Source organism: Pantoea sp. SORGH_AS_0659, assembly GCF_031453915.1.
Taxonomy (GTDB): domain Bacteria; phylum Pseudomonadota; class Gammaproteobacteria; order Enterobacterales; family Enterobacteriaceae; genus Pantoea; species Pantoea leporis.
This window is the reverse complement of sequence record NZ_JAVJAK010000001.1, coordinates 2,210,697-2,223,825: the sequence shown is the minus strand read 5'-3', so window position 1 is coordinate 2,223,825 and position 13,129 is coordinate 2,210,697. Positions and strand designations below refer to the sequence as shown.

11 protein-coding genes and 4 pseudogenes are annotated in these 13,129 nt (G+C 53.4%); 4 read left to right on the top strand and 11 right to left on the bottom strand.

What is annotated here, in order from left to right; all coding sequences use genetic code 11:
* Positions 1-49: 49 nt before the first annotated feature.
* Both Q3H59_RS10350 and Q3H59_RS10345 read right to left on the bottom strand, forming a co-directional pair.
* Complete coding sequence (locus tag Q3H59_RS10350; protein WP_309834632.1) at positions 50-1,480, bottom strand: cytosine permease; 1,431 nt, start codon at positions 1,478-1,480, stop codon at positions 50-52.
* A 279-nt stretch (positions 1,481-1,759) separates the two neighbouring features.
* The gene (locus Q3H59_RS10345; protein ID WP_110866150.1) at positions 1,760-2,041 is read right to left on the bottom strand and encodes a VF530 family DNA-binding protein; all 282 of its coding nucleotides are present in this window, start codon (positions 2,039-2,041) and stop codon (positions 1,760-1,762) included.
* Positions 2,042-2,166: 125 nt separating this feature from the next.
* Here Q3H59_RS10345 and Q3H59_RS10340 point away from each other — a divergent pair.
* From Q3H59_RS10340 to Q3H59_RS10330, 3 genes and pseudogenes are all read left to right on the top strand, one after another.
* Positions 2,167-2,476: pseudogene (locus Q3H59_RS10340) on the top strand (hypothetical protein).
* A gap of 264 nt (positions 2,477-2,740) precedes the next feature.
* A pseudogene (locus Q3H59_RS10335) lies at positions 2,741-4,086 on the top strand (ISNCY family transposase).
* A gap of 49 nt (positions 4,087-4,135) precedes the next feature.
* Entirely contained in the window at positions 4,136-4,531 is a 396-nt protein-coding gene (locus Q3H59_RS10330) for a helix-turn-helix domain-containing protein (protein ID WP_277974872.1), read from the top strand.
* A gap of 133 nt (positions 4,532-4,664) precedes the next feature.
* Here the strand turns inward: Q3H59_RS10330 and Q3H59_RS10325 are convergent.
* Positions 4,665-5,005 (bottom strand): annotated as a pseudogene (locus tag Q3H59_RS10325) (transposase); the annotation flags it as partial.
* Between Q3H59_RS10325 and Q3H59_RS10320 the strand changes: the two are divergent.
* Positions 4,999-5,595 (top strand): annotated as a pseudogene (locus Q3H59_RS10320) (hypothetical protein); the annotation flags it as partial. The pseudogenes Q3H59_RS10325 and Q3H59_RS10320 overlap by 7 nt on opposite strands.
* A gap of 118 nt (positions 5,596-5,713) precedes the next feature.
* On the opposite strand, the gene Q3H59_RS10315 reads toward Q3H59_RS10320, so the two are convergent.
* From Q3H59_RS10315 to Q3H59_RS10280, 8 genes are all read right to left on the bottom strand, one after another.
* The gene (locus Q3H59_RS10315) at positions 5,714-6,145 is read right to left on the bottom strand and encodes a hypothetical protein (protein ID WP_192411834.1); all 432 of its coding nucleotides are present in this window, start codon (positions 6,143-6,145) and stop codon (positions 5,714-5,716) included.
* A gap of 94 nt (positions 6,146-6,239) precedes the next feature.
* Positions 6,240-6,449, bottom strand: a complete 210-nt coding sequence (locus tag Q3H59_RS10310) for a glycine zipper 2TM domain-containing protein (RefSeq protein ID WP_061718879.1) — start codon at positions 6,447-6,449, stop codon at positions 6,240-6,242.
* A gap of 202 nt (positions 6,450-6,651) precedes the next feature.
* Positions 6,652-7,383 carry a YoaK family protein gene (locus Q3H59_RS10305; protein WP_192411833.1) on the bottom strand — a complete coding sequence of 244 codons (732 nt, stop codon included), beginning with the start codon at positions 7,381-7,383 and terminating at the stop codon, positions 6,652-6,654.
* A 195-nt stretch (positions 7,384-7,578) separates the two neighbouring features.
* Complete coding sequence (locus Q3H59_RS10300) at positions 7,579-8,439, bottom strand: DeoR/GlpR family DNA-binding transcription regulator (RefSeq protein WP_008104138.1); 861 nt, start codon at positions 8,437-8,439, stop codon at positions 7,579-7,581.
* Between the two features lie 186 nt (positions 8,440-8,625).
* Positions 8,626-9,573, bottom strand: coding sequence for a D-ribose ABC transporter substrate-binding protein (locus Q3H59_RS10295; RefSeq protein WP_101764388.1), 948 nt, complete (start codon positions 9,571-9,573; stop codon positions 8,626-8,628).
* 73 nt (positions 9,574-9,646) lie between these two features.
* Entirely contained in the window at positions 9,647-10,702 is a 1,056-nt protein-coding gene (locus Q3H59_RS10290; RefSeq protein ID WP_309834626.1) for an ABC transporter permease, read from the bottom strand.
* Positions 10,703-10,724: 22 nt separating this feature from the next.
* On the bottom strand, positions 10,725-12,263 hold the full coding sequence (locus Q3H59_RS10285; protein WP_309834624.1) for a sugar ABC transporter ATP-binding protein: 1,539 nt from the start codon (positions 12,261-12,263) through the stop codon (positions 10,725-10,727).
* The gene (locus Q3H59_RS10280) at positions 12,260-12,913 is read right to left on the bottom strand and encodes a DUF2291 domain-containing protein (protein ID WP_309834622.1); all 654 of its coding nucleotides are present in this window, start codon (positions 12,911-12,913) and stop codon (positions 12,260-12,262) included. Before Q3H59_RS10280 ends, Q3H59_RS10285 begins: the two co-directional genes overlap by 4 nt.
* Positions 12,914-13,129: the final 216 nt, after the last annotated feature.

Genomic DNA, 13,129 nt, shown 5'->3' with positions numbered 1-13,129 from the left:
TTGCAAGCACTTGTGAGCGCGATTCATTAATACGACATGCGTGACAACGTCACTGATTAGGGTAGATAGAGTGCGACAAGGTCCCTCGACGATCGACCTTTCTTGCGGCTAACCACAACAGTGCGGTGACAATCCAGCCAATAATCCACGACACATCATTACCGGCAAAAATCCAGGTTAACGATCCGTGATGCAGTGGATTATCAATGAACGGCAACTGCACCAGCACGCCGCAGAAGTAGACAATTATGCCCGCCCAGTTCCAGCGACCGTAACGTCCGTTGGGCTGGGAAAGCGCCGGTACATCGACTTTACCTTTGGTGATCAGGTAGAAATCGGTCAGGCTGATTGCGCTCCACGGCACAAAAAAGGCCAGTAAAAACAGCAGGAAATGGGTGAATGATTTCAGGAAAGCGGGTTCGCTAATCAGCGCAATCACACAAGAAATCGTCACCATCAACACCACAAACAGAATGCGGCCGCCACGACTTAATGCGGTTTTCTGACGGAAGCCAGAAACGATGGTGGTGAGTGACATAAAGCTGCCGTAAGCATTCAGCGTGGTGAAAGTGATTTTGCCGAAGCAGATCGCAAAATAGATCACCATCGCCATCGTAGCGCTGCTGCCTAAACTGACAATATAGCCAACCTCGTTGCCAGAGAAAGCCTTACCGGCAATCGCCGCGACAATTACACCCAACGTCATTGAAGCCTGCGTTCCTAAAACCGTGCCGAAGAAAACGCAGCTGAAAAGTTTTTTGGCTGAGACGTTAGCCGGTAAATAGCGCGAATAGTCAGAAACATACGGGCAAAATGCAATCTGCCATGACGACGACAACGAAACCGCAAGCAGGAAGTTAGCGACCGTGAAATGCTGGTTCTGCCACACCGCGGACAGATCATGGGTTGAGAGCAGCGTGATAAACAGGTAAACAAAGGCAAGCACGCCAATCACGCTGGCTACTTTACCGAGCTTGTGAATCACGCGATATCCCAGCACCGCGATGACGACGATAATCGCACTGAACAGGATCATGCCTGACGCATTGCTGGTATTAATCAGTTTGGCGAGCGCCTGTCCGGCCAACACCGTGCCGCTGGCAGAGAATCCGACATACATGATGCACACCAACACCAACGGAATCACCGCACCATATACGCCAAACTGCATGCGGCTGGTGATCATTTGCGGCAATCCGAGACGCGGTCCCTGAATGGCATGCAGTGACATGATCGCCGCGCCCACAACTTGCCCAACCAGCAAGCCGATGATCGACCACACCACATCGCCGCCCAACACCACGGCCAGCGCGCCGGTTACGATGGCGGTGATTTGCAAATTGCCGCCAAACCACAAGGTGAACTGGCTGAAAGGATGTCCGTGGCGTTCGCTCGGAGGAATGTAATCAATGGATCGCGTTTCTGATAGGCGCTTTTTCTCTGCGCCGGCGTAATCTGCTGCAGGTGATTCGGCTGACATAGTTTCCTCGCTAAAACGGCTAAAGATGGGAAATTATTGTTAGTATGATGTGGCTTCTCTTGATGGTACATGTATATACATGTAGCGATATTGTCATGCAGCATGGAAACTTACAATACGATCGGTCATTGGAAAATGTGATGACGCGGGCAAGGTTGGGAAGTTATGAAATGGAGAGAACGGAGGAGTTGATATGACGTCGCTACGTGAATTCTGCAAAAAGAGCAGGGTGGAAGTTGCCGAGAATTCACGTAGCGCTGCCGGTTTTGTCGCCAGAAATTACTGATCCTTGCCCATAGTCCAGGGATTTGGCGCGGAATCATCTGCCTTATCCGCAGCAAAATCATCCAGTGAATCCAGATACAGTGCTTCAACCTCAGCGCGTGCCCAGGGTGTGCGGCGTAAAAACTTCAGGCTCGATTTAACGCTTGGATCGCTTTTGAAGCAGTTGATATTAATGAGCTTACCCAGTTCGGCCCAGCCATAATGGGCGACCAGCGCATTAATTTGCATCTCAAGCGTGACGCCGTGCAAGGGATCTTTGGAGCGATGATCGTTCATAGGAAATCCTTAAAATGTTGACGGCAAAGGTTACAAGAAAGCCACGTAAGCGGCAATGGTGCGATCTTCATTGCCGGTAAATGCTGTACACTTGTTGTCAGAAAATCACTATTGGACGGTACGCTATGAACGACAAGAAAATGATTTCCATCGATCAATTCAATCTCAGTGAACGCGTTGCAGTAGAAGAAGCGTTTAAGGGATTGATGGAGAAGTATCGCCAGCGCACTGGCAAAGACGCCGGATGCAAAGAAAGAGAAAGAGTTCACGGCGGAAGCCCGGCAGCAGATTATGACGACGAAACTGGCCAAAGAGAAAGCGCTGGCTGAAAAGGCAAAGAAAACGCCAACGCGCAGGAAGAAACCTGAATCGTTGAAAGAGAGCGAAGTCAGTGATTTCAACTGGAAGGCGTCGGTGATTAAAGGGCGCAGATAACGGCAACGTGCGTTCAACAATCCGTCGCCGGGATGATCGCGGGTTACGGATTGTTGGTGACGGAGGTGAAAGAAGGCAGGTGATGAGCGGATAATGGTTGAAGTGCGCAATGAGATACTTCATTTAACATAATATACATTATGCGCCCTTTGGTTGTTACTCCAAAGCGCTAATGTCGTACGGAACAATTCACAGATGTCGTCCCTGAACTAACCTTAGATCTCCTCAGGCTTAGCTCAGGATGCAGACTTTATGTTGGTGACTATGACAGATAAAGATCTATACCGGCTCGGCATCATCCAGCGCGTTCACGACCACACTCTGCTGCAGCGTGAAGCTGCTCGCCTTCTTGAACTTACCGTTCGTCAGGTGCAACGTGTTTTACGTCGTTACCGTGAACACGGCGCGGCGTCGGTTGTTTCTACCCGGCGCGGTCGTCCCGGCAATAACCGCATTCCCGAAGATTTACGCTGCGCTGCTTTGCAACTGATCCGGCAACACTATGCGGATTTTGGTCCGACGCTGGCCACAGAGAAGCTTCTTGAACGACACGGCATTCCGGCTTCCGTTGAGACAGTCCGTAACTGGATGATCTCTGACGGACTCTGGCGGCCACATTCACGGCGTCAGGTTCACATCTATCAGCCCCGACACCGGCGCGACTGCCTCGGCGAACTTGTTCAACTGGACGGCTCACATCATGCCTGGTTTGAGGAACGCGCGCCGAAGTGCTGCCTGCTCGTGTACATTGACGATGCCACTGGCCGCCTGATGCACCTTCGCTTTTGTGACTCTGAGTCTGCGTTTGATTATATGACGGCTACGCGTGAATACATTGATTTACATGGAAAACCTGTCGCATTCTACAGCGATAAGCACGCCGTATTTCGGGTCAACGGCACGGACGCGCGCCGCAGCGGAACCACGCAGTTTGGACGTGCGCTGCGCGATCTGAGCATTGAGCTTATCTGTGCCAACAGCAGCCAGGCCAAGGGACGCGTTGAGCGCGCTAACCAGACGTTGCAGGATCGGCTGGTCAAGGAGATGCGGCTGCATAACATCAGCTCCATTAGCGAGGCGAACCGCTGGGTTGCAGGTTTTATCGATGACTTTAACCGGCGTTTTTCGCGGCCGCCAAAGTATCCGAAGGATTTGCACCGTCCGGCTGATTTAGCGCCGGAAGAACTCGATGATATCTTTGCCTGGCAGGACCTGCGCAAGCTCTCAAAAGCGTTGACATTTCAGTATGATAAAATGATATACCTCATTGATCCAACAGATGAAAACACCCGGATCGCCGGCGAAAGAGTCACGGTCTACGAGTATCCGGACGGCAGAATCGCCTTCCGGTATGCACACAGGCTGCTGCGCTATCAGGTCTTTGATCGTCTTGCCTGTGTGGATCAGGGGGCGATCGTTGATAACAAGCGACTGGGCGCGGTTCTGAGGCTGGCACTGGAAAAGCAGGACGAACAGGAGGCCGAAGGTCAGCGTACACGAAGTAAAAAAATGCCGCGCAGGCGGCTCAGGAGCGTGCGCTTGAGGAGTTGCGGGCAATCAACCCCGTGCTGGTCAGCCCCGAAGACTTTGTTCCGAGCCTGAAGCGCTGACGTCTTTCCCCTGCCCGCCTAACCGCAGGCAGCGATAAGAGGTGAATGCATGAATGAATTTAAACCACTCGTCCTGCTGCGTGACCAGATGCGCGCCGACCTCATCGAAGCGTTTCTGGCACGGGATATCTCGCTGGCCGACGCCGCCGAATCGATGGAGCTGAGCCGCCGGCAATGCCGTCGCCCGGTTAAGCGGTATCGCGAAGATGGCCCGGAAGGACTGATTAACAGGCGTCGTGGTAAACCCGGTAACTATCAGCTGAAAGACGACCTGAAAGCTCAGGTGATAAAGCTTATCCGCACCCGCTGCCGCGGTATGAGCCCGACTGGCGCATGGCGATTACTCAATGCCGGTTTTGGTCTGAGCATCTCAAAGGAAACCGTCAGAAAACTGATGATTGCCGAAAATACGTGGGTAGCTCACCCCAGAAACACGCCCAGATAACCAGACTCTGTCCATGTAAAGAATGACACTTTAACTTAGCCAGATAGACGACATCTTAATAATGGATAGACATTGGTTGTAGTGGCTAAATTCAGATGTCCGCCTCGGAGATGCGGATGTTTTGTTGGACTGGTTATGTTGAGATCCTCAGATGCTGCCGGTACTTCACCGGGCTCATTGCACCTAATGAGATTTTAATACGCTCCTCGTTATACCAGCGTATGTACCTGTCCAGGAAGCACATAAAATTTTCCAGCGTTGCGCCCGCCCAGTTTCTACCGTAGTACATTTCATTTTTGACCCGCCCGAAGAAGCCTTCGCACGCTGCGTTATCCGATGAGCAACCTTTGCGCGACATGGACCTTATAAGTCCCGACGCGTTGATACGTCAAGCCAGCCCGGCCATCGATAATGACTGCCTCTGTCGCTGTGTATTACCGGCTTTTCATTTTCTCTGAGCGTATCCCGGACTGCTGGCACTGGCGAACCGCCGCCGTGGATTTTGCGCGGTAATCGGCAGCTTGTTCATGGCCTTGCTGAACTTGCTCTGGGCATCATTCGAAATAATTACGCCGACTTTGGTCCGACGCTCGCCTGAGAGAAGCTGGCCGAACTCCATGACGTTGTGCTGGCTAAAGAGACCGTGCGTCAGCTGATGGTTCGCGCCGGACTCTGGATCCCCCGGAAAATGCGTGCGCCGAGGATCCAGCAGCCGCGCTATCGTCGCGCCTGCGTTGGCGAGCTGATACAGATCGACGGCTGCGATCACCGCTGGTTTGAGGAACGCGGTCCTGCCTGCATGCTGCTGGTCTATAGTGATGATGCAACCAGCCAAATCATGGAGCTTCTGCTCGTCAAGACGCCTACCATTACCCTGACGGGAAAAAAGAACCCCGTCTAAACGGCATTGCTCTTCCCTGCTCCACTTACGATCGGCTTTCAGAGATTGATCAGGGCGCGGTCGTCGACAATAAGCGGCTTAGCAGAGCGCTTGAATTTACCCAACTGGTACAGGAAAACGGGATGATACCCACTCCCGGTCCGTGCCTGCCGGTGATGGTCCTTAACGCAGGAGCGCAAAGACTGCCGGTAATGCCGCACTGGAGCTGGCGGCGGATAAAGAGCGTGCGGCTAAAGTCCAGCTGGTTTTTTGAAGGATAACCGGAGAGAAAGCCTCTCCGGTTATTTCCTGAAACGGACTAAATCCTTCAGGGTGGCGTGTTCGAATTCGGGTAAAGCAGCAAAAATGCCATCACCTTTCATGTCATAAATTTGCTGAAAATAAAATTTTGCGCCATCAATTGCACCCAGAGCATAGAGCGCACGCGCAAGCGTCATTCGGGAAAGTATTTGGTTGAGTTGCGCTTCCCTGTCGAGGGCTTCTTTCGCCGCTTCAATTGCTTCTTGATAGCGCTGACACTGGATTAATATTGCGCCATAGCCGCTCATAATCCAGAAATAGATATCGTCATCTCGCAGATGCGCTTTGGCTAATTCAGCGGCTGCACCCCATGAACAGGCTGCAGCCTGATGCTCACCCAGCGAATCAAGTGAAATACCTCGATTCGCTAAATCGAAGGCTTTCTCATGCCAGTTTTTACGGTGGAACTCCATGTCATCACCTCATTTTGCGATAGGAACAGTATTGATATCCTATGCAGCATAAATGAGAGTGAAATAAAGTTCATAGTTACGCGAGAATATTTCCTTACCTGCTAACTTCGTGTCCGATTAAACCACCGATCGCCGCGCCACCCAATGTACCGAAGGTGCTACCACCGGTAAGTACCGCACCGCCTACCGCACCAACACCAGCACCAATCGCGGTATTTCTGCCACGATGCGACATGCCACACGCGGTAACAGAAAACATGACCAGTACGACAATAGCAATATTACAGCTGCGTTTTAAAAGCATACAAAGCCTCACTGCCATGAATAGATGGCATGCAAAAGTGTTTATTTGATTGTTGTTAAAATACCCAATCTGTTGTGACTGGCACTGCTCGTCGGCGTGAATTTAAGGTGTTTTATGATGAGACGGAAGGTAAAAATTCTTATTTGCGGCTGGCACTAGCGAGGCGGCGAAAAAGTCGCCGCCTTGCACACGTTCCATCATGTCAGGAAGCCGCTCGCTTTACCCGTGCTACCGTTCTCACCATCGCCAATGTGGCAACAATCAGCAGTATGCCGCCGACCATCGACATGGCTTTAAAACCTAGATGTTTAAACATCATCAGGCCTACAATCCCGCCGATCAGGAAGGAAAATATCGTGGTCAGATGCGTCCACAGCTGACGTTTCTGGCCAGAGAGCTGTTTCGACGGATCGCGGCGGAACAGCGCGGCTAATACCGATGCCAGCGAAATTCCGGCATCGGTCAGCGTGCCGGTAATATGGGTTGAACGTACGCGGCCATTGGATAACTGCGTAGAGGTTGAATTATGCACGCCCATCAGGAAGCCCAGAATGACAATAACTTCCCGGTTGTTGGCCGACGAATAAAAGAACATTTCAAACAGCGATAACGCTATTAAGGCCAGCCCTTCAACCCACAATATTTGGCAGAATATAATGCGATTGCCATTGGCTAATCCGCTGATCACCACCATTCTCGCCGTGACCGCACCACAAACAAAGGCAAACAGGATGGTGGCTAAAAAGGTGATATCACGGAAATTAACGTTCGATACTTCACTGGATAATTGAGAGGTATTACCTGACATATGCGAGGGGAAAAAGCCAAACGCCCCCAAGGCGATTGCATTGAGCACACCGGCGGCCGTGGCGAGCCACATTGCCAGATTCCTGTCCTCATCATGCGTTCGTGTGCGTTTAAGTTTAATCAGCATCAGATACCTCATTATTCTGAATCAGGGCCGAATAATAACCATAGAGCACTACGCGGCGTACATAACCAGGAAATCCCCGAATAAGACCCTGAGCAGATTAAAGAAAGTAAAAAAAATCAACGAGGCGGGATATATTTAAATTAATGTAAAGATTGGCACGTCATATAAAGGTCCCCATTTAGGATGCCCGCCTTTTCAGGAATTAACCGAATGATTTATTTTCATCGGGGCGACCACCACATTCACGCCTAAATCCTGCATACGCCGCAAAATAGGCACTGGCGTGCCCTGATTAACAATTACCACATCGAATTCACTCAGATGCGCAAAACGGTGCAGCGCCCGGCGTTCAAACTTGGTGTTATCCATCATCAGAATGCGCTTCTGCGCGGCATCAAACATCGCGCGTTTGGTCTCCACCGTTTCTGCGGATTGGTGGAACACTGCATCATCGATAATCGCTGACATGCTGACGAAAAACACGTCGGCGCGCAGGCTGGCAATTTCATCCCGCGTCATGCGGCCCATAAAAGCATTGCACCAGTGATAGAACTGCCCGCCGAGGCCCATCAAAGTGATATCGCGGCCATTGCGCAGCTCGTTCATGAGGGTCAGGGAATTGGTGATTACCGTTAGCGGCGCGCGCGCCGAGAGCAGCCGCGCCATCTGCAGCACGGTGGTGGAATCATCGAGGAAAATCGCCTGTCCCGGTTCGAGATAGGTAGCGGCGACATCGGCAATCGCCTGTTTCTCCTCCAGCTGACGCGTGGCGCGATAGATATCGCTGGATTCAACCAGGCTGGTTGGCGTCGCAGACACCACGCCGCGCGATTTATGCAGCAGGCCACGCTCAACCATTTCGTCGATATCACGATGGGCGGTCATCAAACTGATGCCGAAGCGATCGGTGATGTCTTCGATGCGAATCGCCCCTTCTGCCATCACCGCTTCGGCGATTAACTGGCGACGGGCCAGTTGACGCGCCTGGCGGCTATCGCTGGGTAAGGTTTCGGCCATAAATACGCCAAGTGAAGAGTCCTGCGGGTTATGCGCCATATTTCATCCGGGAAAGTGAAGCGAGAAGCGTTTTCGGCACTCATTACAGCGTTTAATACGGATTTTGGCAAATTGCGACTAACGTTACACTGCGTGATAAATCGCGCCGCTACGAATACGTGCGTTTCAAAGGTGGTTGTTATAAAAAACGCACATAGCGTAGTGGCGCAATTTATTGCGCCACTTTTACTGCTTCAGAACAAACGGTGAAGCAAAGTTACCGGCGTTCTCTTTAGTGATCAGGATGCAGTCAAACAGCTGCTTCTCGGAGGCCGCACCGGTCTTACCGGTTTTCAGGAAGCTATCCGCCTGCTCTACCGCTTTCTGCGCGAACTGCGCCACCGGCTGCATCACAGTGTAGGCCAGCGTACCGGCTTTCACAGCGTCAACCGCATCCGGTGAACCGTCAAAACCGCCGACTTTGATCTGATTCAGCTTGCCAGCTTCTTTCAACGCAGCGATCGCGCCCAGCGCCATTTCGTCGTTGCCGCTGATCACGCCTTTGATGTTGGGATTGGCTTGCAGCAGTGACTGCATTTTGTTGAAGCCTTGTGTGCGATCCCAGTTAGCCACTTCCTGACCGACTTTCTTCAGCGTGGGATATTGCGACAGCACCGTATCAAAACCGTTGGCGCGGGTAGCGGCGTTATTATCCGACGGCGGGCCGACCAGCTCGACATAGTTCGCACTATCGCCCACCTGCTTCACCCACTCCATTGCGCCAACCGCCGCGCCCTGCGCGTTGTTAGAAACCAACTGCGCTTTGGCGAGCCCGCTCTGGTTCAGTTCGGCATTGATGATAAATACCGGAATATTGGCGGCGATGGCCTTTTTCACCGAGCCGACCGAACCATCGGCGTTCGCCGGATCGAGAATAATCGCCTTCGATTTATTGGTGATCGCCGTATCAATCAGCTGACTTTCGGTATTGGTATCGCCTTTGTGCGCACTGACTTTGGCGCTGTAGCCCAGCTTTTCCGCCGCTTTCTGCGCTACCTGGCCTTCCGTCAGCCAGTAAGGGTTGGAAGGATCGTTAACGATGATGGTCATTAACCCGTTATCTGCCCAGGTGGGTGCAGCAAAAGTGGTGATAGCCATAGCCGCAGCCGCGATGAAGAGACGTTTAGTGAACATAGTTGGTGCTCCGTTATTATTTGGGGTACAGGTTTTACGGATATCCGCGCGCTGCTGAAACAGCGCGCGTGAGTTAGCGAGCGCGTCGTCCGTATTGCAAGGTGTTGAGCAATACCGCCAGCACGATCACGGCACCAGTGAACACCGTCTGCCAGTAAGCAGAGACGCCGATAATCACCAGGCCATCAGAGAGAAAACCAATCACGAACGCGCCAAGCAGCGTGCCGCGCACGTTGCCGCGTCCACCGGTCAGGGCCGCGCCACCAATCACCACTGCCGCAATCGCAGTCAGTTCATAAGTGGTACCAGCGGTTGGGCCGGCCGAGGTGAGCTGTGAGGAGAGCACCAGCCCGGCGAGTGCCGCGCAGACGCCAGACAACACATAGACGCTGATTTTGATGCGCTTCACCGGCACACCCGACAGATCGGCCGCACGTTCGTTACCACCCGACGCGTACAGCCAGCGTCCAAACGCTGAGCGGCTAAGCAGGAAACCACACGCCAGCGCCACCACGCCCAGCACCAGCACGCCAACCGGGATATTGAAGAGGCGATTAAAACCGAGCCAGTCGAAACCGGTATTCCCCAGCGCTTCGCTGCCGGAGAGTTTGTTGTAAGTCAGACCATTAGTGATCAGCAGCGCAATGCCGCGCGCCACATACATGGTGCCGAGCGTGGCGACGAAGGCCGGAACGCGGAACCAGGCGATCAGCACGCCGTTGACTAATCCCACCAGCGCGCCCATCACCAGCGTCAAAATCGCCACCGCCCACACCGGTAGATAGAGCACCACGCCGAGCGCTTCGAGGTTGATGCCCTGCATCATAAATCCGGCCATCACTCCAGCGAGACCGAGCGTGGAGCCCACCGATAAATCAATGCCGCCGTTGAGGATCACCAGCAGCATGCCGATCGCCGGCAAACCGAAGATCGCCACGTGCGACGCCATGGTGAGAAAGTTAGCGCCGGTAAAGTAGTTGGGCGACAACATGGAGAAGGTAGCGATAATCACCAGCAGCGCGATAAACGCGCGCCCTTCCAGCAGCAGACGCGCCACATTCAGCTGCTTGTCGCTTTTTTTCTTGTTGACCACCGGCGGCGTGTCCAGCGTTTGGGTTCTGTCAGTCATACCTTTTGCTCCACTTTTCATTTCATGCCACCAAAGACTCGCCTGAAGCGGCCATAATGCGTTCTTTACTGACGCTTGCGTCGAAGATGGCGGAGATGCGCCCTTTGCTCATCACCACAATGCGATGGGCAACACTCAGGCATTCGCCCACTTCCGAGGTGGTATACACCACCGCCAGCCCCTTTTTGGCGTTCTCCGCCAGCAGGCGAAACACTTCCGCCTTAGCGCCTATATCGATGCCGCGGCTCGGCTCATCCAGCAGAATCACTTTGGGACGGGTGGCGAGCATTTTGCCGATCACCACTTTTTGTTGATTGCCGCCGGAGAGCGATCCAATCGCCGCATCGCCACCAGCGGTTTTCACCGTCACGTTACGAATGCTGTCGTTGACCAGCTGTTTTTCCCGGCTTCTGGAGAGCACCAGTCCGCGTACAAAGTCGCCGATGCTGGCCAGCGACAGGTTTTCACCCACCGACATGGTTTGTACCAGGCCATCGCGCTGCCGATCTTCCGGCACCAGCGCCAGCCCAATTTGAATGCGTTGTGAGATGGTTAGCGCGGAGATATCGGTGTCCTGCAATAGAATGTGACCGCTGCTTTGCTGCAGACGTCCGGCGATGCACTCCAGCAGCTCGGTGCGCCCCGCGCCCATCAGCCCGTAAATGCAGACAATTTCCCCGGCTTGCACCGCCAGCGATAAGTTGTCCACCAGCCGAATGCCGGTTTTACTTTTCAGCGTCAGATCTTTTACCGTCAGCGCCGGCAGCCCGAAGTCGTAGCCCTGCGGCGGCGATCCCAGATCAAAGTGATCGCCTACCATGTTGCGCACGATCCATTCGAGATCGATCTCATCGCGTTTGGCATAGGCGGTCATCACGCCATCGCGCAGCACTACCGCCCGATCGGTAATCTCCAGTGCCTCTTCCAGATGATGCGAGATATAGACAATCGCCACGCCCTGGCTGGTTAAATCACGGATCACCTGAAACAGCACCGCCACTTCCGCCGCGCTCAGTGCCGAGGTCGGTTCATCCATGATCAGAATCTGCGAATTCACCGACAGCGCGCGGGCAATCTCCACAATCTGCTGCTGTCCCAGACGCAGGTTTTCCACTGGCGTCAGCGGATCGATCTCCTCCTCCAGCGCCGCCATCAGGTGCGCCGTCACGCGCGCCTCTTCGGCATAATCGACGCCGCCCGGCTTCATGATTTCGCGCCCCATAAAGATGTTGTCGCGCACGTTCATATTCGGCGCGAGATTCAGCTCCTGATGGATAATCGAGATGCCACAGTCACGCGCTTCGGTGGCGGATCGAAAGGTCTTCTCCTCGCCGTGTAACAAGATTTCCCCGGTTGTTGGCGTAATCACACCAGACAAAATTTTCATCAGCGTCGATTTACCCGCGCCGTTTTCACCAAACAGCGTGGTCACTTCGCCACGACGAATTTCGAAATTGACGCCCTTAAGCGCGTGCGTGGAGCCGTACACTTTGCTGACGTTGCGCGCTTGCAGGATCACTTCGCCTTTCAGCAAGGCGGGATTGAGATTGAACGGTTTCATTTCACCTCCATGCTGACCGGCGTCACCATCCAGTTTTTCGCGTTGAGTAAGCGGAACACGCCAATCACCTGCACGGTTTTGCCCGGCAACGCATCACGATCCAGCTTGTCGAGCACTGCGCTTTTCATCGCACGATTGATGGCGGAACCGGCATTTTGATATTCGATTTGGTTCGTGAAATCACCGAACTGGATCTTGCCGTTAGCGTCACGCAGATCGGTGCCGGTAATCGCCGGACCGGTTTGCAGCCGCACCTGCATATCACCTGCTAATCCATCGATTTTCAGCGGGAAGATGCCCATCTGCCCGGCTTGCACCACGCCGGAGAACTTGACGGCAAAGACCGGCAGCGGTGCGCCAACGCCATATTTCTGCACCGCTTCCTGCTGATTAGTTTGCAGCGCATCGGCTAACGTTTTGGCGTCTACTGCGCGTGATGCCACATCCTGCTGGATAGTCGGGAAGGTTTTCTGGCCGTAACTCTCGGGCGAGAAGCCTTGCTCCTGCGCATCTTCGGCGGAGCCAATTTTTACCACCTTGGTGTCGAGCGCCATCGCCGCGATCAGCGCAATCACCACCACGCCGAGGGAGGCGTAACGCTGGACGCGCTTGCGGGAAATTTGCTGGGCCTGGATTGAGACATCGGACATAACGTGACCTCTCACTGACATCAGCTGCGATAATCGCGCCGATAATGTTATATATGTGATAACTTGTGTGATGAGAATTGTGCTGATGTGACTAAATTGTCAACAGGTGACGCGCAATTTTTTCAGGAGAGCGATCTGGATCGCTTAATTGATGTCGACCCCATCACAAAGTGCAATAAACCCTGCCTTATCAGCCTGTTCGCCGTGTTATCTCAT

Excerpts from the sequence above, each read along its gene's own strand:
- Q3H59_RS10350 (WP_309834632.1), bottom strand. The coding sequence starts at position 1,480 with ATGTCAGCCGAATCACCTGCAGCAGATTACGCCGGCGCAGAGAAAAAG.
- Q3H59_RS10345 (WP_110866150.1), bottom strand. The coding sequence starts at position 2,041 with ATGAACGATCATCGCTCCAAAGATCCCTTGCACGGCGTCACGCTTGAG.
- Q3H59_RS10330 (WP_277974872.1), top strand. The coding sequence starts at position 4,136 with ATGAATGAATTTAAACCACTCGTCCTGCTGCGTGACCAGATGCGCGCC.
- Q3H59_RS10315 (WP_192411834.1), bottom strand. The coding sequence starts at position 6,145 with ATGGAGTTCCACCGTAAAAACTGGCATGAGAAAGCCTTCGATTTAGCG.
- Q3H59_RS10310 (WP_061718879.1), bottom strand. The coding sequence starts at position 6,449 with ATGCTTTTAAAACGCAGCTGTAATATTGCTATTGTCGTACTGGTCATG.
- Q3H59_RS10305 (WP_192411833.1), bottom strand. The coding sequence starts at position 7,383 with ATGCTGATTAAACTTAAACGCACACGAACGCATGATGAGGACAGGAAT.
- Q3H59_RS10300 (WP_008104138.1), bottom strand. The coding sequence starts at position 8,439 with ATGGCGCATAACCCGCAGGACTCTTCACTTGGCGTATTTATGGCCGAA.
- Q3H59_RS10295 (WP_101764388.1), bottom strand. The coding sequence starts at position 9,573 with ATGTTCACTAAACGTCTCTTCATCGCGGCTGCGGCTATGGCTATCACC.
- Q3H59_RS10290 (WP_309834626.1), bottom strand. The coding sequence starts at position 10,702 with ATGACTGACAGAACCCAAACGCTGGACACGCCGCCGGTGGTCAACAAG.
- Q3H59_RS10285 (WP_309834624.1), bottom strand. The coding sequence starts at position 12,263 with ATGAAACCGTTCAATCTCAATCCCGCCTTGCTGAAAGGCGAAGTGATC.
- Q3H59_RS10280 (WP_309834622.1), bottom strand. The coding sequence starts at position 12,913 with ATGTCCGATGTCTCAATCCAGGCCCAGCAAATTTCCCGCAAGCGCGTC.